Raw genomic sequence first — 23,839 nt, 5'->3', positions numbered from 1 at the left:
GCGGACCGTAGCCCTGTCGACGGTCCGGGACGGCACCCTACCCGCGGGTCGCTACTCGGCGGTATGCCGTGCGGCCTGCTTCTTCCGGCGCCACAGCACGAGCGGGAGCGCTCCGGCCAGACCGACCGCGCCGGCGGGGGCGGCGGCCATGGCCTTGTTGAGGGCGGGCTGGTCGAAGACGTCGGGCACGGGGAGCGTGGCCCAGCGGGTGACCGGCCAGGCGACCACGACGGCGCGGCCCACGACCTCGTCGTTGGAGACGGTGCCGCCGCCGGGGAGCTGCTGGTGGAAGCGGGAGTCCAGGGAGTTCTGGCGGTTGTCGCCCATGACCCAGATCCGGCCCTCGGGGACCTTGACCGGGCCGAAGGAGTCCTGGCAGGGCACCGCGCCGGGGGCGAGGTACGCGCTCTCGTCGAGCGCCACGCCGTTGAGGACGACCTTGCCGCCCTCCTTGCAGGAGACGGTGTCGCCGCCGACCGCGATGACGCGCTTGATGAGGTCCTTCTCCTCGGCGGAGGGCATGAGGCCGATGAAGCTGAGGAACTTCTGCACGACGTTCGGCTTGGGGGTCTCCTGGCCCTCCAGCCAGCCGCCCGGGTCGTGGAAGACGACGACCTCGCCGCGCTCGGGCTCGGAGCCGAACCAGGGGGTCAGCTTGTCGACGAGGACCCGGTCACCCTTCTGGAGGGTGTTCATCATCGATTCCGAGGGGATCGAGAACGCCTGCACCAGGAAGGTCTTGATCAGCAGGGCGAGCACCAGGGCGATGCCGACGAGGAGGGGCAGCTCCTTCCAGAAGGAACGCTGCTTCTTCGGGCCCCTGCCGGGACCGCCCGCCGCTTCGTCGTCACCCTCGCCCGGCGTGCCGCCGCCCGGCGGCTGCGCCTGCTCGTCACCCGTCACGTCGCCACCCGCCGTGTCATCGCCGAAGGCCCCGTCGGCCCTCTCCTCGGGCCCATCGTGTCCGGATCGTGCGCCGACGGCCAAATCCCCCACATCCACTCCTCAGTCCGTGCGAACGCCCGCCCCGGGTCAGGGACAGGCCCACCACTCCCATAACGAGCAGAAGTTCCGCAGGGGTCGGGAGCCCGGGCAATCCGTTCAGATTCCGCTGGGACACACTATGCGAAAGATCGGATGCGGTCCCGGAACCCGCACTGGCATTCGGTACGGCGGAGAAGGTCTCCCGTTCCTCCAGCCGGCGCCAGTGCCCGAAGGGCCAGGCGATCACCACGGCCCGCCCGACGACCTGCTCCTCGGAGACGGTGCCGTGGCCCTCCTCGTCGAGGTGGAAGCGGGAGTCGGCCGAGTCGGAGCGGTGGTCGCCCATGACGAAGATGCGGCCCTCCGGGACCTTCACCTCGAAGGGGATCTTGGACGGCGGGTTCCCTGGATGCAGGTACGGCTCGTCCAGCGGCACGCCGTTGACGCTGATCCGCCCGTCCTCGCCGCAGCAGCGGACGGTGTCCCCGCCGACGGCGATCACCCGCTTGATGAGGTCCCGGTCGTCGGCCGAGGGCAGCAGTCCGATGAAGGTCAGGGCCTGCTTGGCCTGCTTGATGCCGATCGGGTCGTCGGCGGGCGGCGCGGCCTCCTGCTGGAGCCAGCTGCCGGGGTCCTTGAAGACGACGACGTCGCCGCGCTGCGGACGGGAGCCGAACCAGGGCGTGAGCTTGTCGACGAGGACCCGGTCGGAGATCTGGATCGTCTGTTCCATGGAGCCGGAGGGGATGACGAACGCCTGGACCAGGAAGGTCTTGAGGACGAGCGCGATCAGCACCGCCACGGTGATCAGGATCGGGATCTCCCGGACCGCGGAGCGCTGCCGGCGCCGCCTGACCCTGCGGGCCAGTCTGCGGCGCTCGGCCCGTCCGGGCAGGGCGGCGGGGCCGTGGTCGGTCCCGGCGGACGAGCGACCGCGGCCTCGGCTACCCATGGGCTCCCACCCCGTGTCCACCGGCCGGCGGGGCCGGTACGGCGTCGAAGGCGTCGGTGCCGGGCACGGTGGACCAGCGACCGAAGGGCCAGGCGATCCAGTCGGCGCGGCCGACGACCTTGTCGACGGGGACCATGCCGCCGCCGGGGTTGCCGAGGTGGTCGCGGGAGTCGCTGGACTGGCTGCGGTGGTCGCCCATGACCCAGAGCCTGTCCTGCGGGACGACGATGTCGAAGGGCACGCTGGAGGGCCGGTCGCCGAGCATCACGTACCGCTCCTGGACGGGGACTCCGTTGACGGTGAGCCGGCCGTCCTTGTCGCAGCAGACGACCCGGTCGCCGCCGACGCCGACGACCCGCTTCACGAAGTCGGTCTCGTCGGGCTCGGCGAGCCCGAGGGCGGCCGCCCCGTCGTGCAGGAGCCCGGTGACCGGATTGCCCTTCGGCTGTTCCCCTACGAAGGAGCCTGTGCCGTCGAAGACGACGACGTCGCCCCGGGCCGGCTCGCTGCCGAAACGGTACGCCAGCTTGTTCACGAGGATCCGGTCGCCGACCTGGAGCGTCGGCTCCATGGAGCCGCTGGGGATCAGGAACGGCTGGATCACGAAGTGGCTCAGGAGCAGCAGGAAGACCACGCAGGCGCCGCCCACGAGGGCGGTGCGCCGCCAGGAGGGGGTGCGCTCCGAGTCCTCGGAATCGCGTGCGGAGTCATCGGGCTCGTGTCCGGCGTCATCGGACTCGCGGCCGGAGTCCCCGGGTACGCGTCCGGAGTCGCCGGAAACGCGCGCGGAGCGCGACCCTTCCTCCGTACCGGACGAATCCGTGTCGGAAGAGGGGTCGCGCTCCGTGTGCTGTGCTTCGGTGTCCATCGCTGGCAGAGCCTATCCGGCCTGTCTGTGCGAGGAGTCGGAAGCGGTGAGCGTGCCGGGAGCCGAGGCTCAGCGGTCGCGCTTCTCCTTGATCTTGGCAGCCTTGCCGCGCAGCTCGCGCAGGTAGTAGAGCTTGGCGCGACGGACGTCACCGCGGGTCACGAGCTCGATCTTCTCGAAGATCGGGGAGTTCACCGGGAAGGTGCGCTCGACGCCGACGGAGAACGAGACCTTGCGGACCGTGAAGGTCTCGGAGACGCCCGAGCCCTGACGGCGGATGACGACGCCCTTGAACTGCTGGATACGGGAGCGGTTGCCCTCGATGACGCGGACGTGCACGTTGACGGTGTCGCCCGGGCGGAAGGCGGGGAGGTCGGAGCGGAGCGAACCCGCGTTGACCTGGTCGAGCAGGGAGGCCATGGAGGTCTCTTTCCTCGCTGATGCCACAGGTCATCAGCGGTACGTTCGAATGATGGGGATGTCGTCCGTTTCTGGCGGCGTCGTTCCCCCTGTGGCAGGGGCGCGCGCCGGACGGACGACAGCGGCCTATTCTTCCACGCCCTCGACCCTGCGCCAAAATCGGCCACCGGGCTCGGGCGCCCACCCCAGCATGGAGAGGATCTCGCGGTCCTTCTTGTCGAAGGCGGACGGGTCGCAGCGCTCGATGAGGTCGGGCCGGTTGGCGACCGTACGGCGGAAGGCCTCGTCGCGCCGCCAGCGGGCGATCTTGCCGTGGTGCCCGCTGAGGAGGACGTCGGGGATGCCCCGGCCGCGCCACTCGGGGGGCTTGGTGTAGACGGGGCCCTCCAGGAGGTTGGCCATGGCGCCGGGCGCGAAGGAGTCGTCCCGGTGGGACTCGGCGTTGCCGAGGACGCCCGGCAGCAGCCGGGCGACGGCCTCGGTGACGACGAGGACGGCCGCTTCCCCGCCGGCGAGGACGTAGTCGCCGATGGAGACCTCGTAGACCGGCATCCGGGTGGCGTACTCGTCCATGACGCGGCGGTCGATGCCCTCGTAGCGGGCCGGCGTGAAGATCAGCCAGGGCCGCTCGGAGAGCTCGACGGCGAGCTCCTGGGTGAAGGGACGGCCGCTGGGGGTCGGGACGACGAGGACCGGGCCGTGCGCGCCGGCCTCGTAGCCGTCGGCGAGCGTCTGGTCGAGCGCGTCGCCCCAGGGCTCGGTCTTCATGACCATGCCGGGGCCGCCGCCGTAGGGGGTGTCGTCGACCGTGTTGTGCCGGTCGTACGTCCAGTCGCGCAGGTGGTGCACATGGACGTCCAGCTGTCCGCGCGCGCGTGCCTTGCCGACGAGGGAGACGTTCAGCGGTTCGAGGTACTCGGGGAAGATCGTGACGACGTCGAGCCTCATGCCGACTCCTCGCCCTCGCCCTCGGAGGAGGCGCCGTCGTCCCGGGAGGAGACGATCTCGGCGCGGTCGTCGATCAGGCCGGGCGGCGGGTCGATCACGGCCCGCTGCTCCTCCAGGTCGATCTCGGTGACGATCTCCCCGACGAAGGGGATCATCAGCTCGGTGCCGTCGGGGCGCTCGACGATGAAGAGGTCCTGGGACGGCAGGTGGGAGATCTCGGTGATCACGCCGATCTCGGTGCCGTCGGTGAGGACGACGTCGAGGTCGATCAGCTGGTGGTCGTAGTACTCGTCCTCCTCCTCCGGCAGCTCCGTGGGGTCGACCTCCGCGATGAGGACGGTGTTGCGGAGGGCCTCGGCGGCGGTGCGGTCGCGGACGCCCTCGAAGCGCAGCAGAAGCCTGCCGCTGTGGACGCGGCCGCTCTCGATGGTCAGCGGCCCGGCGGAGGCCGGGTCCGTGAGCAGTACGGCACCGGGGCCGAGCCTCAGCTCGGGCTCGTCCGTCCGCACCTCGACGGTGACCTCGCCCTTGATGCCGTGGGCGCGGCCGACCCGCGCGACTACCAACTGCACTGCTCCACACTCTCCTGTCACACAGCTCGTACGTACGACAACGGGCCGGGGTGGGCTCTTCAGCCCTCCCCGGCCCGTGCCGGCACAACTAGTTATGCTGCCGACCTGCTCAGCGGACCTGGTCCACGTCGACGAGGTCGACGCGGATCCCCCGGCCGCCGATGGCACCCACGACGGTGCGCAGTGCACGCGCGGTGCGGCCGTTGCGGCCGATCACCTTGCCGAGGTCGTCGGGGTGGACCCGGACCTCCAGCACGCGGCCCCGGCGCAGGTTGCGCGAGGCGACCTGCACCTCGTCGGGGTTGTCGACGATGCCCTTCACGAGGTGCTCGAGAGCCTCCTCGAGCATGATCAGGCCTCGGTCGACTCGGTGGACGCGGCCTCGGCCTCGTCCGCCTTCTTGTCGGCCTTCTTGGCCTTCGGGGTGATGGCCTCACCCTTGTCGTCGCCGCCCTCGAGGGCCTTCGCGAACTCGTCGAACGAGGCGCGCTTGGCTTCCTTGGTGGCCGGGACGAGCAGAGCCTTCTCGGGGGCCGGCAGACCCTTGTGCTTCTGCCAGTCACCGGTGAGCTTCAGGATGGCGAGAACCGGCTCGGTCGGCTGGGCGCCGACGGACAGCCAGTACTGCGCACGCTCGGAGTCGACCTCGATACGCGACGGGTTGTACGTCGGGTGGTAGAGGCCGATCTCCTCGATCGCGCGACCGTCACGACGGGTGCGCGAGTCGGCGACGACGATGCGGTAGTGCGGCTGGCGGATCTTACCGAGGCGCTTGAGCTTGATCTTGACTGCCACTGGAGTGGTGTCTCCTGGTCTTGACGTGGTTGGGCACTTGAGATGCCACGTGGGGTTGCGGTACTCGGATGCCCGATGGACGCGTCAGCCGGAGGAGAGAGGGGTCCTATGCGACTGTCGAGTACAGCTAGCCATTGTGCCACACGCCGCCGACTCAGTTGGCGGCGCCCACTGTCTCGGGGATGCGGAAGGGCTTGCCGCAGCCGCCGCAGACGATCGGGGCCTGGGCGAGCACCGACGGCACCACGCGCACGTTCCGCCCGCAGTCGCAGACGGCCTTGACGCGCACGCCGCCGCCCGAGGAGCCGTGCCGGGCGGCCGGTCCGCGGAAGGAGCGCTTGGTGTCGGCGGCCGTGGCGACCGTGTGCGCCTTGAGGGCGCGCTGGAGCCGCTCGATGGTGGGCCGGTAGCGGCGCCGGGCCTCGGGGTTGAGCGTGACCAGGGAGAAGCCGCTGCTGGCGTGCGGCTCCTCGGGATGGTCGAGGCCCATCTCCTCGGCGATCGCGAGGAATCTGCGGTTGTGGTAGCGGCCGGCGCGGGAGGTGTCGCGGACACCTCGGGCGGCGGCGATGCCGTGGACTGCCTCGTGGAGCAGTCGCTCGAAGGAGAGCTCGGCGCCGCAGGCGGACGAGGACTCTCCGATCAGGGACTCGGGCGCGGCAAGATCGGGCAGCTCGGGGTGGTGCCGCTGAATGTCGGCCCACGCCTGTGCCAGCTCTGCGGCGAGAACAGGGGGTGTCGTGCTCACGTCGCGTACAACGAGCCGGAGTGCCCCCGGGTTCCATTCCGGGGCATCCCAAATATTTTGCACGTACCCGTCAGTTGCCTTGATGTGTCCCGACGTGGGCCAGTGCCCCCGATCTGCGGAGAAGTCACGCAGAGAACGTCAAGTCGGCGCCTAGTGGCGCATACGCCCCGGCGTGTGGCCGCGGTGCGCGCGCCCCCTGGGGGCCGGAACGGCCCGGGGAACTGTTGCGAGGACATTACAGGGTCCGTACGCAAGGCGGCGCACCGCCCCTCTCCCGGGTGAATCGGTCCGGTGCGAGCACTGGACGCGGCCGGGGAAGCGCAGTTCCCTGACTACGGGGGGCTGTCGTCCGAGCACGGATTGGGGCGCTTTTCCATGACACCTACGCTCGTCCCGCACCACCCCGCGCGTGACTGGGCCGAGATCCAGGAACGCATGCTGGTACCGCTCTACGAGGCGGTGTACGACCGCCTCGGGGTGGGCGCGGGATCCCGTCTGCTCGGCCTGGGCTGCGGCTCGGGCCTGGCCCTCCTGATGGCGGCGGCGCGGGGCGCGCGGGTGGCCGGCGCGGACCGCGACCACGCGCGCGTGGAGCTGGCCAGGGAGCGGCTGCCGGAGGGCGTCACGATCACCGAGGAGCCGCCGGAGTCCGTCACGTACGACGTGATCACGGCCTTCCACGCGACGGACGGGATCCTCCCCGGGCTCCGGACTCTCACCCGTTCGGCCCAATCGGGCACGGCGGTCGTGCTCGCCGGGTGGGGGCCGCCGGAGCGGTGCGCCACGGAACCGGTGCTCCGGATCGCGGCCCGGCTCGCGGACCGCGGGCCCGCGCCGGGGCCCGACCTGGACGCCCTCGTGGCCGGGGCGGGGCTGCGGCCGGCCGGCTCGGGCCGGGTGTCCTGCCCCTTCGGGTACGCGAACGAGGGCAGCGCGGTGCGCGGGCTGCTGTCGACGGGCGTCTTCGACGAGGCGGTCCGGGCGACGGAGCCCGCACAGGTGGAGAAGGAGATCGAGGAGGCACTCGCCCCGTACGTCCGCCCGGACGGAACGGTGTGGATGCCGAACGTCTTCCGGTACGTGGTCGCCCGGGTGCGGTAGGGGGCCTGCTCGGATCCGGGTGGCGTCGGGCCCGCTCCGACCCGGCGCCGTCAGGCCTGCTCGGGCCCGGTGCCGTCGGGCCCGCTCCGACCCGGCGCCGTCAGGCCTGCTCGGACTCAGCGCCGTCAGGCCTGCTCGGGTCCGGTGCTGCCGAGCCCGCTCCGACCCGGCGCCGTCCGGCCCGGTGCCGAAGGGGCCTGCTCCGGCCCTGGTGCCGTGGACCGCCCCGGCCGGTACCCGCCTCAGTCCTCCTTCTTCAGGCGCGGGATGCCCGCCGCCCGGTACGCCGCGTCCTCCTCCAGGGTCTCGTTGGCCAGGAGGGCCTCGGCCAGGGCGTCCAGCCGGTCGCGGTGCTCGCGGAGCTGCCGTACCGCGCTCTCGTAGCACTCGTCGACGATGCGGCGCATCTCCTCGTCGACGGTGTCGAGGGTCGCGGGGGCGGCCGAGAGCCCGTACGCCTGCTGGGCGTCGCTCGGGATGGCGGTGAGGCGGCCGACGCGCTCGCTCATGCCCCAGCGGCCCGCCATCCCCCGCGCGATGTTGGTGACCTGTTCGAGGTCGCTCTCGGCGCCGGTGGTGATGACGCCGAAGACGACCTGCTCGGCCGCCATCCCACCGAGGGCGCCGATGATCCGGCCCCGCAGGTAGTCCTCGGTGTAGGCGTACTTGTCGGCGTCGGGGGTCGACAGGGTGACGCCGAGGGCCCGGCCGCGCGGCACGATGGTGATCTTGCGGACCGGGTCGGCGCCGGGCTGGAGCATGCCCAGCAGGGCGTGGCCGCTCTCGTGGTACGCGGTGCGGCGCCGCTCCTCCAGGGGCATCACGAGCGGCCGCTCGGCGCCGAGCTGGACCTTCTCCAGGGCGTCGGACAGATCGGACTGGGTGACGGCCCGCTGCTGGCGCTTGACGGCGAGCAGGGCGGCCTCGTTGGCGAGGTTGGCGAGCTCGGCGCCGGTCATGCCGGGGGTGGTCCGGGCCACGTGCTCCAGGTCGACGTCGTGGGCGAGCGGGATCTCCCGGGTGTGGATCTTGAGGATGGCCTCGCGGCCGCCCCGGTCGGGCGGGTTGACGTGGACGATCCGGTCGAAGCGGCCCGGCCGGGTGAGGGCCGGGTCGAGGACGTCGGCGCGGTTGGTGGCGGCGAGGACGATGACGCCCTCGGAGCCGGTGAAGCCGTCCATCTCGGTGAGGATCTGGTTGAGGGTCTGCTCGCGCTCGTCGTGCCCGCCCATCCCGGAGCCGCCGCCGCGGGCCCGGCCGATGGTGTCGATCTCGTCGATGAAGATGATCGCGGGGGCGACCTTGCGGGCCTCGGCGAACAGCTCGCGGACCCGGGAGGCGCCGACGCCCACGATCATCTCGATGAACTCGGAGGCGGAGGCCGAGAAGAACGGCACCCCCGCCTCCCCCGCGACGGCCCGGGCGAGCAGGGTCTTGCCGGTGCCGGGAGGGCCCGCGAGGAGCACGCCGCGGGGCATCTTGGCGCCCATCTCGCGGTAGGCCTGCGGGTTCTTCAGGAAGTCGACGACGTCGTTGAGCTCGCCCTCGACCTCGTCGATGCCGGCGACGTCCTGGAAGGTGGTGCGCTTGCCGCCCTCCAGCTCGACCGGTTTCGGCGGCTGCTTGCGGCCGAGCATGCCGCCCGCGCCGCCCATGCCCGCGCTCATCCGGCGGGCGATGAACACCCACAGCACGACGAGCAGCAGCATCGGTGCGAGGGAGATCAGGAGGTTGGAGAGGAAACTGCGCTCCTGGACGACGGGCCGGGCGGTGACGATGACGTTCTGCTTGGTCAGCTGCGACCACAGGCCGTCGTCGGCGAAGGCGGGCCGCTGGGTCCGGAACTTGGTGTAGTCGCCCTCGCCGTCGGGGACGGGCTGTTTGTTCTTCAACTGCCCCTGGATCGCGTCGCCCTTGGAGTAGATCTTGGTGACGTTCCCGGCGGCGACCTGCTTGTCGAACTCGGTGTACGAGATCGTCGGCCCCTCGCCCTCGTTGAAGAACGAGAGCACGAGGTTGGCGATCAGGTACACGACGAGCGCGGTGAGGATGAGGCTGCCCCAGCCGCCCGGCATCCGCTTCTTCGGCGACGGGGGCGGCGGTGCCCCTTCCGAGCGCCAGGGCTGGTCGGTCCGGTCGCGCGGGGGTACGGGGTTGGCCACGTGGCTCTCCTCGGGGCGGCAGTGGCCCCAGTATCGAAGAGCGGGAGAAATCGGGCATCGCGGGCGGTCCGGAGGGATGAAAAGGGGCCCGGGGCGGTTTCGCACCGCCCCGGGCCCCTCACACCGGACTGATCAGCCCATGAACTTCTTGAACTCCTCCGGGAGCTCGAAGTCCTTCGGGGTCTGCCCCGCCGCCGGCAGACCGAAGGCGCCGCCCGCCTGCGCCTGCTCGCGGCGCTCGGCAGCGGCCTGCTCCTCGGCCTTGCGCTTCATCGGGTTGCCGCTCTTGCGCTTGCCCTTGGCCTGCTTGACCTGCTTCTTCTGCCGGCCGGGGCCGCCGCCCATGCCCGGGATGCCCGGCATCCCCGGCATGCCGCCGCCCTGCGCCATGCGGGACATCATCTTGCGGGCCTCGAAGAACCGCTCGACCAGGCCCTTGACCGCGCTGACCTCGACGCCGGAACCCTTGGCGATACGGGCACGGCGGGAGCCGTTGATGATGGTCGGGTCCTGGCGCTCGGCCGGGGTCATCGACTTGATGATGGCGGCCGTGCGGTCGACGTCGCGCTCGTCGATGTTGGCGATCTGCTCCTTCATCTGGCCCATGCCGGGCAGCATCCCGAGCAGCTTGGAGATGGAGCCCATCTTGCGGACCTGCTCCATCTGGGCCAGGAAGTCGTCGAGCGTGAAGCCCTCGCCCTTCTTCGAGGCGAGCTTCGAGGCCATCTTGGCGGCCTCTTCCTCGTCGAAGGTCTGCTGCGCCTTCTCGATGAGGGAGAGCATGTCGCCCATGCCGAGGATGCGGGACGCCATGCGGTCCGGGTGGAACGCGTCGAAGTCGTCCAGCTTCTCGCCGTTGGAGGCGAACATGATCTGCTTGCCGGTGACGTGCGCGATGGAGAGCGCGGCACCACCGCGGGCGTCGCCGTCGAGCTTGGACAGCACGACGCCGTCGAAGCCGACGCCGTCGCGGAAGGCCTCGGCGGTGTTGACCGCGTCCTGACCGATCATGGCGTCGACGACGAAGAGGACCTCGTCGGGGTTGACGGCGTCGCGGATGTCCGCGGCCTGCTGCATCAGCTCCTGGTCGATGCCGAGGCGGCCGGCGGTGTCGACGATGACGACGTCGTACAGCTTGGTCCGCGCGTACTCGATCGAGTCCTTCGCGACCTGGACCGGGTCACCGACGCCGTTGCCCGGCTGCGGGCCGTAGAAGGCCACGCCCGCGCGGTCGGCGACGACGGAGAGCTGCGTGACGGCGTTGGGGCGCTGGAGGTCACAGGCGACGAGCAGCGGGGAGTGGCCCTGGCTCTTCAGCCAGAGGCCGAGCTTTCCGGCGAGGGTGGTCTTACCGGCACCCTGGAGACCGGCGAGCATGATCACGGTCGGCGCGGTCTTGGCGAACCGCAGACGGCGGGTCTCGCCGCCCAGGATGGCGATCAGCTCGTCGTTGACGATCTTGATGACCTGCTGGGCGGGGTTGAGGGCCTGGGAGACCTCGGCGCCGAGCGAGCGCTCCTTGACCTGCTTGATGAAGGCGCGGACGACCGGCAGGGCGACATCCGCTTCGAGCAGCGCGATACGGATCTCGCGCGCGGTGGCGTCGATGTCCGCCTCGGACAGACGGCCCTTGCCGCGGAGGTTCTTGAAGGTCGCTGCAAGGCGGTCGGAGAGGGTATCGAACACGGCGGTCGCGGATCCTCGGTGTCGGGGGCGGTCGGATTGCCCTCCAGGGTATCGGGCCGCTCGAAGTGTGTGCCCCCGCCCGCCGAATCCGGTGCGCGGGGACGGTCCGGTTCAGGAATTCACCGCAGCGCCTCCTCCAGCGCCCGGGCCAGGTCGATCGCCTCCTCGTCCGGGAGGAGGGAGCCGTCCGGGCGGGTCACGTACAGGGTGTCGACGGCGTTGGCGCCCAGGGTGGAGACGTGGGCGCTCCGCACCCGTACCGCCGCTCCCTCCAGGGCGCGGCCGATGCGGTGGAGCAGGCCGGGGGCGTCCTGGGCGCGGACCTCGATGACGGTGGCGAGGCGGGAGTCGGCGGCGGCGACGGTGACGCGGGGCGGCGGGGCGGCCAGGCCCCGGCGGCGGGGGTAGGCGGCCTCGCGTTCGGCGAGGCGGGCGGGGATGTCGAGGGAGCCGTCGAGGGCGCGGACCAGGTCGGCGCGGAGCCGGGCGGCCTCGGGCAGGGAGCCGTACTCGGCGGCGACACGCCAGTCGAGGACGAGGACGGAGCCGGAGCCGAGACCGCTGGGGAGGTCGACGGCCCGCAGGTCGGCGGCGCGGACGGTGAGCCGGTGGAGGGCGAGGACGCCGGCGACGGCAGGGAGGACGCCGGGCTGGTCGGGCAGGGCGATGAGGAGCTCGACGCCGACGGGCTCGGGTTCCTCGGGCTCCGCGACGACCGGTTCGGTACGGAGGGCGAGGACGGGTTCGCCGGTGCGCAGGGCCTCGATCGCGAGCCGTTCCTGTTCGGCGCTGGGCGCGGCGGCCTCGGGATCGGGCAGGGGTGCGCCCGCGAGGACGCCGGCGACCCGTTTGACCAGGTCGGCGACGAGCGAGGCGCGCCAGGAGGACCAGGCGGCGGGGCCGGTGGCGAGGGCGTCGGCCTCGGTGAGGGCGTGCAGGAGCTCCAGGGTGCCGAGGCTGCCGACGGCGGTGGCGACGGCCTTGACGGTGGCGGGGTCGTCGAGGTCGCGCCGGGTGGCGGTCTCGACGAGGAGCAGGTGGTGGCGGACGACGGTGGCGATGACGGCGGTGTCGGTGCGGTCGAAGCCGATGCGGGCGGCGAGGTCGCGGGCGATGGTCTCGCCGGCGACGGAGTGGTCGCCGGGCCAGCCCTTGCCGATGTCGTGGAGGAGGGCGGCGACGAGGAGGAGGTCGGGGCGGCCGACGCGGCGGGTCAGCGAGGAGGCCCGTACGGCGGTCTCGACGAGGTGCCGGTCGACGGTCCAGGTGTGGACGGGGTTGCGCTGGGGCCGGCAGCGGACGCGCTCCCAGTCGGGCAGGAGCCGGCTGATGAGCCCTTCGGCCTCCAGGGCCTCCCAGACGGGGACGGTGGCCTCGCCGGCGCCGAGGAGGGTGACGAGCTCCTCGCGGGCCTCGGCGGGCCAGGGCACCGGCAGGGGCTTGGCGGCGGCCGCCAGGCGGCGTACGGCGTGCAGGGAGATCGGCAGGGCGGACTGGGCGGCCGCGGCGGCGGCCCGCAGCGGCAGGACGGGGTCGCGTTCGGGGCGGGCGCTGAGGGCGAGGACGGCCTCGCCGTCCATCTCGACGACGCCCTCGGCGAGCGGGGTCCGTTCGACGGGCGGTTTCGCGCCGCCGTTCCGGCCGAGGAGGGTGCGCAGCCGGGCGGGGCGGGCGGAGCGGGCCTTGAGGACGCGGTTGACCTCGCGCCAGGTGACGTCGGTGGCGTACGAGATGGTCCGGGCGGCCTCGTACACCTCGCGGAGCAGGGTGTCGGCGTCGAGGAGGCCGAGTTCGGCGGCGACGGCGTCCTGTTCCTGGAGGGCGAGCCGGTCGGTGGCGCGGCCGGTGGCGAGGTGGAGGGCGTCGCGGGCGTCGAGGAGGCGGCGGCGGGCGGTGTCGAGGCCTTCGCGGGGGGCGTCGGCGAGCCAGGAGGCGGCGACGGCGCGCAGCACCTGGGCGTCGCGGAGGCCGCCCCTGGCCTCCTTGAGGTCGGGTTCGAGGAGGTACTGCAGCTCCCCCACGCGCTCGGCACGCTCCCGGCAGAGGGCGTCGAGTTCGGGGAGGCGCCGGGGGGCCTGGTTGCGCCAGTCGGCGAGGACGGTGGTGCGCAGGGCGGCGACGAGTCCGGCATCGCCCGCGACGTGCCGGGCGTCGAGGAGGCCGAGGTGGACCTTGAGGTCGTCGGCGGCGGTGGCACGGGCTTCGGCGGGGGTGCGGACCGAGTGGTCGAGGGCGAGGCCGAGGTCCCAGACCGGGTACCAGATCCGGTCGGCGAGGGCGGCGACGGCGGCCTTGTCGGCGGTGCCGTCGTGGAGCAGGAGGAGGTCGAGGTCGCTGCGCGGGGAGAGTTCGGCGCGCCCGTAGCCGCCGACGGCGACGAGGGCGGTCCCGCGGGGCGGTGCGGCGGCGGCGAAGAGGCCGGCCAGCCAGTCGTCGGTGAGCCGGGCGAGGGCGGCACGGCGCGGCGGCCCGGGCCGCTCCTTCTCCTGGAGGAGGAGCAGCCGGGCCGCCGCGTAACCGCCGGGTCCCGATTCTTCGGTCTCTTCGCTGACTTCGAGGTTCGTCACCCGGCGGCTCCCATCCGTGCTTACAGTGCGTCCGGTCCGCGCTCGCCGGTGCGGACCCGTACGGCGGTCTCGACCGGCACGCTCCACACCTTGCCGTCCCCGATCTTGCCGGTGCGGGCGGCCTTCACGACGACGTCGATGAGCGTTTCGGCGTCCTCGTCCTCGACGAGGACCTCTATGCGGATCTTGGGGACCAGGTCGACGGTGTACTCGGCGCCCCGGTAGACCTCGGTGTGGCCGCGCTGGCGTCCGTACCCGCTGGCCTCGGTGACGGTGAGGCCCTGCACGCCGAAGGCCTGGAGGGCCTCCTTGATCTCGTCGAGCCGGTGCGGCTTCACGACCGCGGTGATGAGCTTCATGCGTCCACCTTCGTGTTCTCGCTCGGGACGGTCGTGGCCGTGGCGGTGGTGCGTCCGGTGATGCCGCCGCCGGCTCCGCTGAAGTCGTACGCGGTCTCGGCGTGCTCGACCTGGTCGATGCCGGAGACCTCGTCGTCCTCGCTGACCCGCATGCCCATCGTCTTGTCGATGATCAGGGCGAGGACCGCGGAGGCGATCAGGGAGTAGGCGAGGACGGCGAAGACGCCGACGGCCTGCTTGCCGAGCTGCTCCAGGCCGCCGCCGTAGAAGAGGCCCTTGGCCTTGGACTGGACGCCGCCGGTGGCGAAGAGGCCGACGAGGAGGGAGCCGATGACACCGCCGACGAGGTGGACGCCGACGACGTCGAGGGAGTCGTCGTAGCCGAACTTGTACTTGAGGCCGACGGCCATGGCGCAGGCCAGACCGGCGATGGCGCCGATGGCGATCGCGCCGAGCGGGGAGCAGGAGCCGCCGGACGGGGTGATGGCGACGAGTCCGGCGACCGCGCCGGAGGCGGCGCCGAGGGTGGTGAAGGAGCCGTGGCGGATCTTCTCGTACGCGAGCCAGGCGAGCATGGCGGCGGCGGTGGCGACCTGGGTGTTGACGAACATCACGGCGCCGACGCCGTCGTCGTTGCCGAGCCAGGAGCCGGCGTTGAAGCCGAACCAGCCGAACCAGAGGAGACCGGCGCCGAGCATGACCAGCGGGAGGCTGTGCGGGCGCATCGGGTCCTTCTTGAAGCCCACGCGCTTGCCGATGACGAGGATGACGCCCAGGGCCGCCGCACCGGCGTTGATGTGGACGGCGGTGCCGCCGGCGAAGTCGATGACGCCCATCTCGAAGAGCCAGCCGCCCGTTCCCCAGACCCAGTGGGCGACGGGGAAGTAGACGAGCGTGACCCAGAGGGTGATGAAGAGGGCCCAGGCGGTGAACTTGACGCGGTCGGCGAGGGCGCCGCTGATGAGCGCGGGCGTGATGATCGCGAACATCAGCTGGAAGACGGCGAAGACGTACACCGGGATGGTGTAGCCGTCCCAGAGTTCGGTGATGCCGATGCCGCTGAGGCCGACGTAGTCGGAGGACCAGCCGATGATCGAGCCCGAGTCGGTGCCGAAGGCGAGGCTGAAGCCGAAGAGCACCCAGAGGATCGTGACGATCCCGAGGCTGATGAAGCTCATCATCAGCATGTTGAGGGTGGACTTGACGCGGACCATGCCTCCGTAGAAGAAGGCGAGCGCCGGGGTCATCAGCATGACCAGGGCGGAGCAGATGAGCATGAACCCGGTGTTGGCGGCGGACAGCGCGGGGGCGTCTGCGGCCAGGGTCGTGATGGCTGGTGCCATCGGCGTCTCCTCGTCGTCGAATGCGGCCTGTGCGGGGCGGGGCCGGGGAGCGTCCGGCCGCGTGAGGGAGTGGCCGGTTATGGGCCAGAGATTCGCGCAGCGCGGTTTCCGCCGATGCCGCTCGATGTTTCGGCGCAGTGACGAAGGGGCGGGGGGTGTTACGCGACCGTGAACGGCCGTGTCGGTACGAGGAGACGTCCGGGGAAACAAACCGGCCGCGCCGGGCGTCCGTGTGACCTTGCGGCGGGGGAGCCGAGTCGGGCTTTACGGGACGGCCGGCGCGGCCGGGGTCGGTGCGGGCCCGTGGAGTGGCCGCTGGGGAGGATCAGACCGCTTCGGCGGCCTCGGGCAGGAGCTGGGTGAGCCGGTCGGTGAGCTGGACGACCTCGGCGACGTCGCTGTAGTTGCGGGCGGCGTGGTCGACGGTCTTGCGGAGCCGGGTGTTGACCCGCTCGGAGCGGATGCTGCGGGCGACCCCGAGTGCCTTCTCGGCGAGGACCACGGACTGCTCGGGCTCGCGCTTGAGGAGGTGGACGGTGGCCATGCCGATCAGGTTGAGCGCGTACGACCGCTGGTGGTCGGGGTCCTTCTCGAAGAGCTCGACGGCCCGCTCCATGACGGGCTCGGCCAGCGAGGCGTACGTCGGGGAGCGGCCGGCGACATAGGCCAGGTCGCGGTAGGAGTGGGAGTTCTCGCCGTTGAGCTCGGCCTCGGAGAAGAAGCCGATCCAGTCGGGCTCGGGCTCGCCGTCGAGGCCGACGTCGGCGAAGGTGTCCTCGGCCATCCGGACGGCCCGCTTGCACTTGGAGGGCTGCCCCATGTTGGCGTAGGCGCGGGCCTCCATCGCATACAGCATGGCCTGGGTGCGGGCGGTGGCGCAGTCCCGACTGCCGTACTGGGCGAGGTGGATGAGTTCGAGGGCGTCGTCGGGCCGGCCGAGGTGGATCATCTGGCGGCTCATCGAGGACAGGATGTACGAGCCGAGGGGCTTGTCGCCGGCCTCCTTGGCGGCGTGCAGCGCGAGCACGAAGCACTTCTGGGCGGTGGGCTGGAGGCCCACGTCGTAGCTCATCCAGCCGGCGAGCTCGGCGAGTTCGGCGGCGCAGGTGAAGAGGCGCTTGGCGGTGGCGGCGGGCTGGGACTCCTGGAGGAGGTCGGTGACCTCGTGGAGCTGGCCGACGACGGCCTTGCGGCGCAGTCCGCCGCCGCACTGCGCGTCCCACTTGCGGAACATGGCGGTGGTGGACTCCAGGAGGTCGAGCTCGACCTCGGAGAGCCGGTTGGGGCGGCGGGAGTCGACGAGCGGCTCGGGCCGCTCGACGTCGCCGGCCGGGGTGGGCACGAGCCAGCGCTGCATCGGTTCGATGAGGGCGGGTCCCGCGGCGAGCGAGAGGGAGGAGCCGAGGAAGCCCCGGCGGGCGAGCATGAGGTCGCTGCGGGAGAACTCGCTGAGCAGGGCGACGGTCTGCGGGCCGGCCCAGGGCAGGTCGACGCCGGAGACGGAGGGCGACTGGTGGGCGGTGCGCAGTCCGAGGTCCTCGATGGCGACCACGGAGCCGAAGCGCTCGGAGAAGAGCTCGGAGAGGATCCGCGGGATGGGCTCGCGGGGCTGCTCGCCGTCGAGCCACCGGCGTACCCGCGAGGTGTCGGTGGAGATGTGGTGCGCGCCCATCTGGCGCGCCCTGCGGTTCACCTGGCGTGCCAGTTCGCCCTTCGACCAGCCGCTGCGCACGAACCACGAGCCCAGCTGCTCGTTCGGGCGCTTGCCGGCAGCCGTACCGTCTGCGCCGTTGCCGCTCACTGGAACGCCCCCATCCACCTGATGACCTGTCGTCCGAAACCCCTATCAGAATGCCGTCTCTCGCGGCACCCGTCCGACGTTCGCACTCCTTCGAACTGGAAACCGGGTTGCCTCCGGCATACCCACGCGTGCAAGAGGCCCTCGGGGTTCGAGTACCGAAAGTAATCCTACGATCACCCCTCCACCACGGCGATTCAAGAAACGCCACCATTCGCCACCCCTTCGAATGAACTCGCCACGCGTGGAACGCGATTCACTTGACATGCGACGAACCGGAGTCGGTGGACGGGAGCACGGAGAGGCGTGCGCCCCGGCCCGCACCACCCCGCACACGACCGCGCGCCACACTCGGGCGACGGGCCGTGACGAAAGGTGACGAAGGTGCTCCGGGTCGTAACCACCGGCGCGCTCGACCCGTTGGAGGGGGCATGGGTTTCACGATCGGCGGCATTCGTGAGATGCGGGTCGGCGCACGCCGCCGCGTACGCACCACGGAGTGCACAGCGGTGGCCGAGTACACCGGCCTCTGGGGCTGGGACGTCGTCCCCGGCACGCGGGCCGTCTCCGGCCGGTGCTCCTGCGGTGATCCGGCGTGCGCGGCCCCCGGCGCGCACCCCCTCTCCTTCGCGGAACCGGTCCCGGCGGGCGCCGGCCTCGACGACGCCGTGAAGGCCTGGTCCGAGTACCCGGGCGCGGCCCTGCTCCTCCCGGTCGGCCGCGCCTTCGACGTGATCGAGGTCGCCGAGGCCGCGGGCCGGCGAGCCCTTGTGCGCCTGGAGCGCATGGGGCTTCCCCTCGGCCCGGTGTGCGCGACCCCGACCGGCCGGGCGCGGTTCTTCGTGGCCCCGGGCGCGGCGGCCGAGCTGCCGCAGCTGCTCTACCGGATGGGCTGGGACGACGCCGATCTGGACCTGCACTGCCTGGGCCCGGGGTCCTACGTCACCGCTCCCCCCTCGGACCTGGGCGGGCTCGGGCCGGTGCGCTGGCTGCGGCCGCCGACCCTCGACACGGCGGGCGCGCCGCCCCAGGCCCGGCTGCTGCTCGGCACCCTGGCGTACATCTGTCACCGCACGCACTTCTGAGTACGCGGAAGGGCCCTCGCCATCCGATGGCGAGGGCCCTTCCGTATGCCTTGCGCATGCCTTGCGCGGTGTCAGTCGCCGATCAGGGCGTCGACGAAGGCGCCCGGCTCGAAGGGCGCCAGGTCGTCCGGGCCCTCGCCCAGGCCGACCAGCTTGACCGGGACGCCCAGCTCGCGCTGGACGGCGACGACGATGCCGCCCTTGGCGGTGCCGTCGAGCTTGGTCAGCACGATGCCGGTGATGTCGACGACCTCGGCGAAGACGCGGGCCTGGATCAGGCCGTTCTGGCCGGTGGTGGCGTCGAGGACGAGGAGGATCTCGTCGAGCGGGCCGTGCTTCTCGACGACGCGCTTGACCTTGCCGAGCTCGTCCATGAGGCCGGTCTTGGTGTGGAGCCGGCCGGCGGTGTCGATGAGGACGACGTCGGCCTTCTCGGCGATGCCCTCCTTGACCGCGTCGTAGGCGATCGACGCCGGGTCGCCGCCCTCCGGTCCGCGCACCGTGTGGGCGCCGACGCGCTCGCCCCAGGTCTGGAGCTGGTCGGCGGCGGCGGCACGGAAGGTGTCGGCGGCGCCGAGGACGACGGACTTGCCGTCGGCGACGAGGACACGGGCCAGCTTGCCGGTGGTGGTGGTCTTGCCGGTGCCGTTGACGCCGACGACCATGACCACGCCCGGGGTGTCCTCGGGGCTCTCGGTCTTCACCGAGCGGTCGAAGTCGCCGAGCAGGGCGACGAGCTCCTCGCGGAGCAGGCCGCGCAGCTCGTCGGGGGTGCGGGTGCCGAGCACCTTGACGCGCTCGCGCAGCCGGTCGACGAGCTCCTGGGTGGGGGCGACGCCGACGTCGGCCGTGAGGAGGGTCTCCTCGATCTCCTCCCAGGTGTCCTCGTCGAGGTGCTCGCGGGACAGGAGCGTGAGCAGCCCCTTGCCGAGCGAGTTCTGGGAGCGGGCGAGCCGGGCCCGGAGCCGTACGAGACGGCCGGCGGTGGGCTCGGGAACCTCGATCTCGGGAGCGAGGGGCTCCTCGACGAGGGGCTCCTCGACGACCGGGGCCTCGGGGGCCGGGGCTTCGGGGGCCGCTTCGGCGGGAAGCTCGACCTCCTCGACCGTGCGGCGCGGTTCCTCCCGCGGCGTCTCCGCCTCCTCGCCGACGTGCGGCTCTGCGGGCGGAGCGGTGATGGTCGGCGCGGTGGACGGCGGCTCGGCCGGCGGCAGCTGCTTCTTCTTGCGACCGCTGATCACGAGCCCGCTCGTCACGGCGACCGCGACGACGAGAGCGATGACTACAGCAAGGATGAGTTCCATAACGCACCCAGTATCGGCCACGAGGGGGCCGATGGCGGAGCACGTACAGTGGGTGGTTCCCCCACATCTGTACAACGGAGTACCCCTATGCCCCACGACGCCTCCGATGCCGCAGGCGCGACGCACGACGGCGCCATGGAGACCCGCGGTCTCGAACCCGTCCCCGACGCCGAGCGGACCGGCAAGGTCCGCGAGCTCTTCCCGACCTGGGTGGCGGCCAACATCAGTGTGCTGCTGCTCACGATGGGCGCCGGCCTGGTCGTCTTCAACGGCCTGAACTTCTGGCAGGTCCTGGTCGTGGCGGTCGTCGCGCCGGTCCTCTCGTACGGGATCGTCGGCCTGATCTCGATCGCGGGGAAGCGCGGCGGGGCGCCCGGCATGGCGCTGTCGCGGGCCGTCTTCGGTCAGCGCGGAAACCTTTTTCCCGGTGCGCTGATCTGGGTGGCCCGCTGGGGCTGGGAGACGATCAACGCGGTCGCCGGGGCGTACGCGGTGCTGACCGTCCTCGACCTCCTCTTCGGCGTGAAGTCGAACACGCTTCTCATCGTGGTGACCCTGCTGCTCTTCGTGACCTGCACGTTCCTGGTGTCGGGCCTCGGGATCAACGCGCTGCGGGTGTGCAGCAAGTGGTCGACGTACCTCTTCGGCGCCTTCTCGGTGCTCGTCCTGGTCTATCTGGTGGCGAACACCGACTGGTCGGCGGTCTTCGGCAAGCCGGCCGGTTCGACGGCGATGATGGTCGCGGGCATCGGCACGATCGCGGCCGGCGGCATCAGCTGGGTGCCCTCGGGCCCCGACTTCACCCGCTATCTGCCCCGTACGGCCTCCTCGCGCGCGATGGTCGGCTCGACGGTCGGCGGCGCCGGGATCGTGGTGCTCCCGATGGTGCTGATGGGCGCGGTGATGGCGGTGTCCACGCCGGACCTGGCCTCGGCGCAGGACCCGGTCTCCTTCATCGGCGAGCTGCTTCCGATGTGGATCTCGGTGCCGTATCTGCTGATCGCGCTGATCGGGATGCTGCTGATCAACTCGATGTCGATGTACTCGGCCGGATTCACGGCGCAGACCCTGGGCATCAAGGTGCCGCGGGCGGCGGCGGTGAGCGTGAACGCCGTGATCAGCCTGGTCTTCGGCTTCCTCCTGATGGTCGTGGCGACCAGCTTCATCGGCTCGTTCATCTCCTTCCTGACCCTGCTCGCGGTGGCCTTCTCGGCGTGGATCGGGGTCTTCGGCGTGGACATGCTGCGCCGGCGGTCGTACGACGCGGCGGCGCTCATGGACACCACGCGGACCAGCGCCTACTGGTACCGGGGCGGTTTCGCCTGGCAGGCGATGACGGCCTGGGGCGTGGCGCTGCTCGTGGGTCTGCTGTTCACGAAGGTGGACTGGTTCTCCGGTCCGCTCGCCTCGTCCTGGATCGGTGAGAACGGTCTGGGCTGGGCGGCGACGATCGTGGTCGCGGGCGTGCTGTACGCGGTGCTGCCGCGCACCGCGTCGCCGACCGCGACGGAACCTGCCGCCGAGATCCGCGAGACCGTTTCCATCTGACGCCGCGTCAGCTACTGTCCCCCTTCCGCGTACCCGCGAAGGGGGACTTTCCCATGCCGTTCAGCGTCGTACGGTTCAACCTCGTCGATCCCCGTGCGACCCCGGACTCCCTCTCGGAGCGCTACCGGGCCGCGCTCGCCATGGCCGCGTACGCCGACGGGCACGGCGTCGACACCGTGCAGACCGAGGAGCACCACGGGGTCGAGAACAACTGGCTGCCCTCCCCCTTCGCCTTCGCGGGCGCGGTGTTCGGGGCGACGAAACGCATCGCCGTCACCGTCTCGGCGATCATCGGGCCGCTGCACGATCCGCTGCGCCTGGCCGAGGACATCGCGGTCCTGGACCTGCTGAGCGGGGGCCGGCTCGTGACGGTGGCCGGGATCGGCTACCGGCCGGAGGAGTACGAGGAGCGCGGGGTCGACTGGGGGCGGCGCGGCAAGCTCCAGGACCTGCTCCTGGAGACCCTGCTCACGGCCTGGACCGGGGAGCCGTTCACGTATCGGGGCCGTACGGTACGGGTCACCCCGCGGCCGTTCACCCGGCCGCATCCGCTGCTGCTGGTCGGGGGTTCGTCGCGGGCGGCGGCGCGGCGGGCGGCCCGGCTCGGGCTGCCGTTCTTCCCGAGCGCGCACCTGCCGGAGCTCGAGACGTACTACCGGGAGCAGTGTGCGGAGTACGGCACGGAGGGCTGGACGATGATGCCGGCGAAGGAGACCCCGCTGCTGCACCTGTCGGAGGATCCGGACCGGACCTGGGCGGAGCACGGGGAGCACTTCCTGCACGAGGCGCGGACGTACGCCTCCTGGCAGTCGAAGGACATCCGCTCGGCGGTGCGGTCGGCGGCGACGACGGTGGCGGAGCTGCGGGCGGAGGGGGTGTACCGGGTCGTCACGCCGGAGGAGTGCGTGGCGCTCGGCCTGGAGAGCCTCGTCCTGCATCCGCTGTGCGGCGGGATGCCGGTCGAGGAGGGGTGGCGGAGCCTGCGGCTGTTCTGCGAGGGCGTACTGCCGCGGCTGGCGGCGTGAGGAACGGCGTACTGCCCCGGCTCGAGGCACAGGGCCTCGAACCGGGGCAGTCGTCGTGAGGAGGGGGGCAGCGGGGTTTAGCCCATCTCCTCCAACGCCTTGCCCTTCGTCTCCCTGACGTACCTGAGCACGAAGGGGATCGAGAGCACGGCGAAGATCGTGTAGATCACGTAGGTGCCGGAGAGGTTCCAGTCCGCGAGGGACGGGAAGCTGGCGGTGATGGCCCAGTTGGCGATCCACTGGGCGGAGGCGGCGACGCCGAGGGCGGCGGCGCGGATCCGGTTGGGGAACATCTCGCCGAGGAAGACCCAGACCACCACGCCCCACGAGAGGGCGAAGAAGAGCACGAAGACGTGGGCGGCGACGAGGGCCACGACGCCCTGGGTCTCGGGCAGCTTGCCGTCGACGAGGTCGGCGGAGAAGGCCCAGGCCTCGAAGGCGAGGGCGATCGCCATGCCGACGGAGCCGACGAGGGCGAGCGGCTTGCGGCCGACGCGGTCGACCAGGACCATCGCGATCACGGTGCCGATGATGTTGATGATCGACGTGGTGAACGAGTAGAAGAACGAGCTGGACGGGTCGATGCCGACGGACTGCCACAGCGTCGCGGAGTAGTAGAAGGCGACGTTGATGCCGACGAGCTGCTGGAAGACCGAGAGTCCGATGCCGACCCAGACGATGGGCAGGAGCTTGAACCTGCTGCCGACGACGAGCAGGTCCCTGAAGGTGGACTTGTGCTCGCTGCGCATGGCCTGGTCGATCTCGGCGACGCGGTGGTCGAGGTCGACGCCGTGGCCCTCGACCTCGGCGAGGACCTCCTTGGCCCGGTCGACCTTCCCGACGGAGATGAGGAAGCGGGGGGACTCGGGGATCGCGAAGGACAGCATGCCGTAGAGGAGGGCGGGGACGACCATCACTCCGAGCATCCACTGCCAGGCCTCGATGCCGCCGATCTCGCCGCGCTGGTCGCCGTCGGCGAGCTGGAGGATGCCGTAGTTGACCAGCTGGGAGATGGCGATGCCGATGACGATCGCGGCCTGCTGGAAGGAGCCGAGGCGGCCGCGGTAGGCGGCGGGGGCGACCTCGGCGATGTACGCGGGGCCGATGACGGAGGCCATGCCGATGGCGAAGCCGCCGATGATCCGCCAGAGGGCGAGGTCCCAGAGGGCGAAGGGCAGTGCGGAGCCGACGGCGCTGACGGCGAAGAGCACCGCGGAGATCTGCATGCAGCGGATGCGGCCGATGCGGTCGGCGATCCGGCCGGCGGTGGCGGCGCCGATGGCGCAGCCGATCAGGGCGATGGCGATGACCTGCGCGAGGGTGCCGGAGCCGATGGAGTAGCGGTCGCGGATCGCCTCGACGGCGCCGTTGATGACGGAGCTGTCGTAGCCGAAGAGGAAGCCGCCCATCGCGGCGGAGGCCGTGATGAAGATGACGTGGCCGAGGTGGTCCGGGTGAGCGGCTCGGCCTTCGGAAGGTGGCGGCGTGGGCGCCTTCTCGGTGCTGGTCACATGGACTCCTCGGTGGGGGGCGAGCCCTTCCAGTGGCGCACAACTTCGCGCCGCCCACCACGT

The 23,839-nt window shown here is 71.5% G+C and carries 21 protein-coding genes; 4 read left to right on the top strand and 17 right to left on the bottom strand.

Going from position 1 to position 23,839, the window contains the following annotated elements:
- Positions 1-51 precede the first annotated feature (51 nt).
- The 9 genes from lepB (SVTN_RS27210) to SVTN_RS27170 all read right to left on the bottom strand — a co-directional run bounded on the left by lepB (SVTN_RS27210) (position 52) and on the right by SVTN_RS27170 (position 6,287).
- A complete protein-coding gene (gene lepB, locus SVTN_RS27210; protein WP_041131463.1) occupies positions 52-987 on the bottom strand; it encodes a signal peptidase I in 936 nt (311 codons plus the stop codon).
- On the bottom strand, positions 920-1,936 hold the full coding sequence (lepB, locus tag SVTN_RS27205; RefSeq protein ID WP_041131462.1) for a signal peptidase I: 1,017 nt from the start codon (positions 1,934-1,936) through the stop codon (positions 920-922). Before lepB (SVTN_RS27205) ends, lepB (SVTN_RS27210) begins: the two co-directional genes overlap by 68 nt.
- Positions 1,929-2,804 (bottom strand): signal peptidase I, encoded by an 876-nt coding sequence (gene lepB, locus SVTN_RS27200; protein ID WP_041131461.1) that lies wholly within the window; start codon positions 2,802-2,804, stop codon positions 1,929-1,931. Before lepB (SVTN_RS27200) ends, lepB (SVTN_RS27205) begins: the two co-directional genes overlap by 8 nt.
- A gap of 69 nt (positions 2,805-2,873) precedes the next feature.
- Positions 2,874-3,224 (bottom strand): 50S ribosomal protein L19, encoded by a 351-nt coding sequence (rplS, locus tag SVTN_RS27195; protein ID WP_015036473.1) that lies wholly within the window; start codon positions 3,222-3,224, stop codon positions 2,874-2,876.
- 126 nt (positions 3,225-3,350) lie between these two features.
- Entirely contained in the window at positions 3,351-4,172 is an 822-nt protein-coding gene (gene trmD, locus SVTN_RS27190; RefSeq protein ID WP_041131460.1) for a tRNA (guanosine(37)-N1)-methyltransferase TrmD, read from the bottom strand.
- A complete protein-coding gene (gene rimM, locus SVTN_RS27185; protein ID WP_041131459.1) occupies positions 4,169-4,744 on the bottom strand; it encodes a ribosome maturation factor RimM in 576 nt (191 codons plus the stop codon). The genes trmD and rimM overlap by 4 nt, the downstream gene beginning before the upstream one ends.
- A gap of 109 nt (positions 4,745-4,853) precedes the next feature.
- Positions 4,854-5,093 carry an RNA-binding protein gene (locus SVTN_RS27180; RefSeq protein ID WP_020868149.1) on the bottom strand — a complete coding sequence of 80 codons (240 nt, stop codon included), beginning with the start codon at positions 5,091-5,093 and terminating at the stop codon, positions 4,854-4,856.
- 2 nt (positions 5,094-5,095) lie between these two features.
- Complete coding sequence (gene rpsP, locus SVTN_RS27175) at positions 5,096-5,539, bottom strand: 30S ribosomal protein S16 (protein ID WP_030325634.1); 444 nt, start codon at positions 5,537-5,539, stop codon at positions 5,096-5,098.
- A gap of 154 nt (positions 5,540-5,693) precedes the next feature.
- Positions 5,694-6,287, bottom strand: coding sequence for a hypothetical protein (locus SVTN_RS27170; RefSeq protein WP_030690647.1), 594 nt, complete (start codon positions 6,285-6,287; stop codon positions 5,694-5,696).
- Positions 6,288-6,662: 375 nt separating this feature from the next.
- Here SVTN_RS27170 and SVTN_RS27165 point away from each other — a divergent pair, with 375 nt between their 5' ends.
- On the top strand, positions 6,663-7,388 hold the full coding sequence (locus SVTN_RS27165; RefSeq protein WP_041131458.1) for a methyltransferase domain-containing protein: 726 nt from the start codon (positions 6,663-6,665) through the stop codon (positions 7,386-7,388).
- Positions 7,389-7,630: 242 nt separating this feature from the next.
- On the opposite strand, the gene ftsH is transcribed toward SVTN_RS27165, so the two are convergent.
- The 6 genes from ftsH to nsdA form a co-directional block, all read right to left on the bottom strand.
- Positions 7,631-9,550: an ATP-dependent zinc metalloprotease FtsH gene (ftsH, locus tag SVTN_RS27160; RefSeq protein WP_041131457.1), complete on the bottom strand. Its 1,920-nt coding sequence runs from the start codon at positions 9,548-9,550 to the stop codon at positions 7,631-7,633.
- 132 nt (positions 9,551-9,682) lie between these two features.
- On the bottom strand, positions 9,683-11,236 hold the full coding sequence (gene ffh, locus SVTN_RS27155) for a signal recognition particle protein (protein ID WP_041131456.1): 1,554 nt from the start codon (positions 11,234-11,236) through the stop codon (positions 9,683-9,685).
- 119 nt (positions 11,237-11,355) lie between these two features.
- Positions 11,356-13,803, bottom strand: a complete 2,448-nt coding sequence (locus SVTN_RS27150) for a [protein-PII] uridylyltransferase (protein WP_041131455.1) — start codon at positions 13,801-13,803, stop codon at positions 11,356-11,358.
- A gap of 20 nt (positions 13,804-13,823) precedes the next feature.
- Positions 13,824-14,162 carry a P-II family nitrogen regulator gene (locus SVTN_RS27145; RefSeq protein WP_041131454.1) on the bottom strand — a complete coding sequence of 113 codons (339 nt, stop codon included), beginning with the start codon at positions 14,160-14,162 and terminating at the stop codon, positions 13,824-13,826.
- Entirely contained in the window at positions 14,159-15,505 is a 1,347-nt protein-coding gene (locus SVTN_RS27140) for an ammonium transporter (RefSeq protein ID WP_041131453.1), read from the bottom strand. Before SVTN_RS27140 ends, SVTN_RS27145 begins: the two co-directional genes overlap by 4 nt.
- A gap of 325 nt (positions 15,506-15,830) precedes the next feature.
- Positions 15,831-17,306, bottom strand: coding sequence for a transcriptional repressor NsdA (gene nsdA / locus SVTN_RS27135; protein WP_041131452.1), 1,476 nt, complete (start codon positions 17,304-17,306; stop codon positions 15,831-15,833).
- A 428-nt stretch (positions 17,307-17,734) separates the two neighbouring features.
- Between nsdA and SVTN_RS27130 the strand changes: the two genes are divergently transcribed.
- Entirely contained in the window at positions 17,735-18,388 is a 654-nt protein-coding gene (locus tag SVTN_RS27130) for a bifunctional DNA primase/polymerase (protein ID WP_041131451.1), read from the top strand.
- Positions 18,389-18,459: 71 nt separating this feature from the next.
- Here the strand turns inward: SVTN_RS27130 and ftsY are convergent, their stop codons facing one another.
- On the bottom strand, positions 18,460-19,692 hold the full coding sequence (ftsY, locus tag SVTN_RS27125) for a signal recognition particle-docking protein FtsY (protein WP_041131450.1): 1,233 nt from the start codon (positions 19,690-19,692) through the stop codon (positions 18,460-18,462).
- An 87-nt stretch (positions 19,693-19,779) separates the two neighbouring features.
- Here ftsY and SVTN_RS27120 point away from each other — a divergent pair, with 87 nt between their 5' ends.
- A complete protein-coding gene (locus SVTN_RS27120) occupies positions 19,780-21,240 on the top strand; it encodes a cytosine permease (RefSeq protein ID WP_041131449.1) in 1,461 nt (486 codons plus the stop codon).
- 53 nt (positions 21,241-21,293) lie between these two features.
- Positions 21,294-22,265, top strand: coding sequence for an LLM class flavin-dependent oxidoreductase (locus SVTN_RS27115; RefSeq protein ID WP_041131448.1), 972 nt, complete (start codon positions 21,294-21,296; stop codon positions 22,263-22,265).
- A gap of 77 nt (positions 22,266-22,342) precedes the next feature.
- Here the strand turns inward: SVTN_RS27115 and SVTN_RS27110 are convergent, their stop codons facing one another.
- A complete protein-coding gene (locus tag SVTN_RS27110; RefSeq protein WP_041131447.1) occupies positions 22,343-23,776 on the bottom strand; it encodes a sugar porter family MFS transporter in 1,434 nt (477 codons plus the stop codon).
- Between the last annotated feature and the right edge of the window lie 63 nt (positions 23,777-23,839).

This window comes from Streptomyces vietnamensis (assembly GCF_000830005.1).
In the GTDB taxonomy this organism is placed as follows: Bacteria; Actinomycetota; Actinomycetes; order Streptomycetales; family Streptomycetaceae; genus Streptomyces; species Streptomyces vietnamensis.
This window is presented reverse-complemented; position numbering and strand designations above follow the sequence as displayed.

Excerpts from the sequence above, each read along its gene's own strand:
- trmD (WP_041131460.1), bottom strand. The coding sequence starts at position 4,172 with ATGAGGCTCGACGTCGTCACGATCTTCCCCGAGTACCTCGAACCGCTG.
- SVTN_RS27115 (WP_041131448.1), top strand. The coding sequence starts at position 21,294 with ATGCCGTTCAGCGTCGTACGGTTCAACCTCGTCGATCCCCGTGCGACC.
- SVTN_RS27180 (WP_020868149.1), bottom strand. The coding sequence starts at position 5,093 with ATGCTCGAGGAGGCTCTCGAGCACCTCGTGAAGGGCATCGTCGACAAC.
- SVTN_RS27165 (WP_041131458.1), top strand. The coding sequence starts at position 6,663 with ATGACACCTACGCTCGTCCCGCACCACCCCGCGCGTGACTGGGCCGAG.
- SVTN_RS27130 (WP_041131451.1), top strand. The coding sequence starts at position 17,735 with ATGGGTTTCACGATCGGCGGCATTCGTGAGATGCGGGTCGGCGCACGC.
- SVTN_RS27120 (WP_041131449.1), top strand. The coding sequence starts at position 19,780 with ATGCCCCACGACGCCTCCGATGCCGCAGGCGCGACGCACGACGGCGCC.
- SVTN_RS27145 (WP_041131454.1), bottom strand. The coding sequence starts at position 14,162 with ATGAAGCTCATCACCGCGGTCGTGAAGCCGCACCGGCTCGACGAGATC.
- rplS (WP_015036473.1), bottom strand. The coding sequence starts at position 3,224 with ATGGCCTCCCTGCTCGACCAGGTCAACGCGGGTTCGCTCCGCTCCGAC.
- ftsY (WP_041131450.1), bottom strand. The coding sequence starts at position 19,692 with ATGGAACTCATCCTTGCTGTAGTCATCGCTCTCGTCGTCGCGGTCGCC.
- lepB (WP_041131461.1), bottom strand. The coding sequence starts at position 2,804 with ATGGACACCGAAGCACAGCACACGGAGCGCGACCCCTCTTCCGACACG.
- SVTN_RS27140 (WP_041131453.1), bottom strand. The coding sequence starts at position 15,505 with ATGGCACCAGCCATCACGACCCTGGCCGCAGACGCCCCCGCGCTGTCC.
- lepB (WP_041131462.1), bottom strand. The coding sequence starts at position 1,936 with ATGGGTAGCCGAGGCCGCGGTCGCTCGTCCGCCGGGACCGACCACGGC.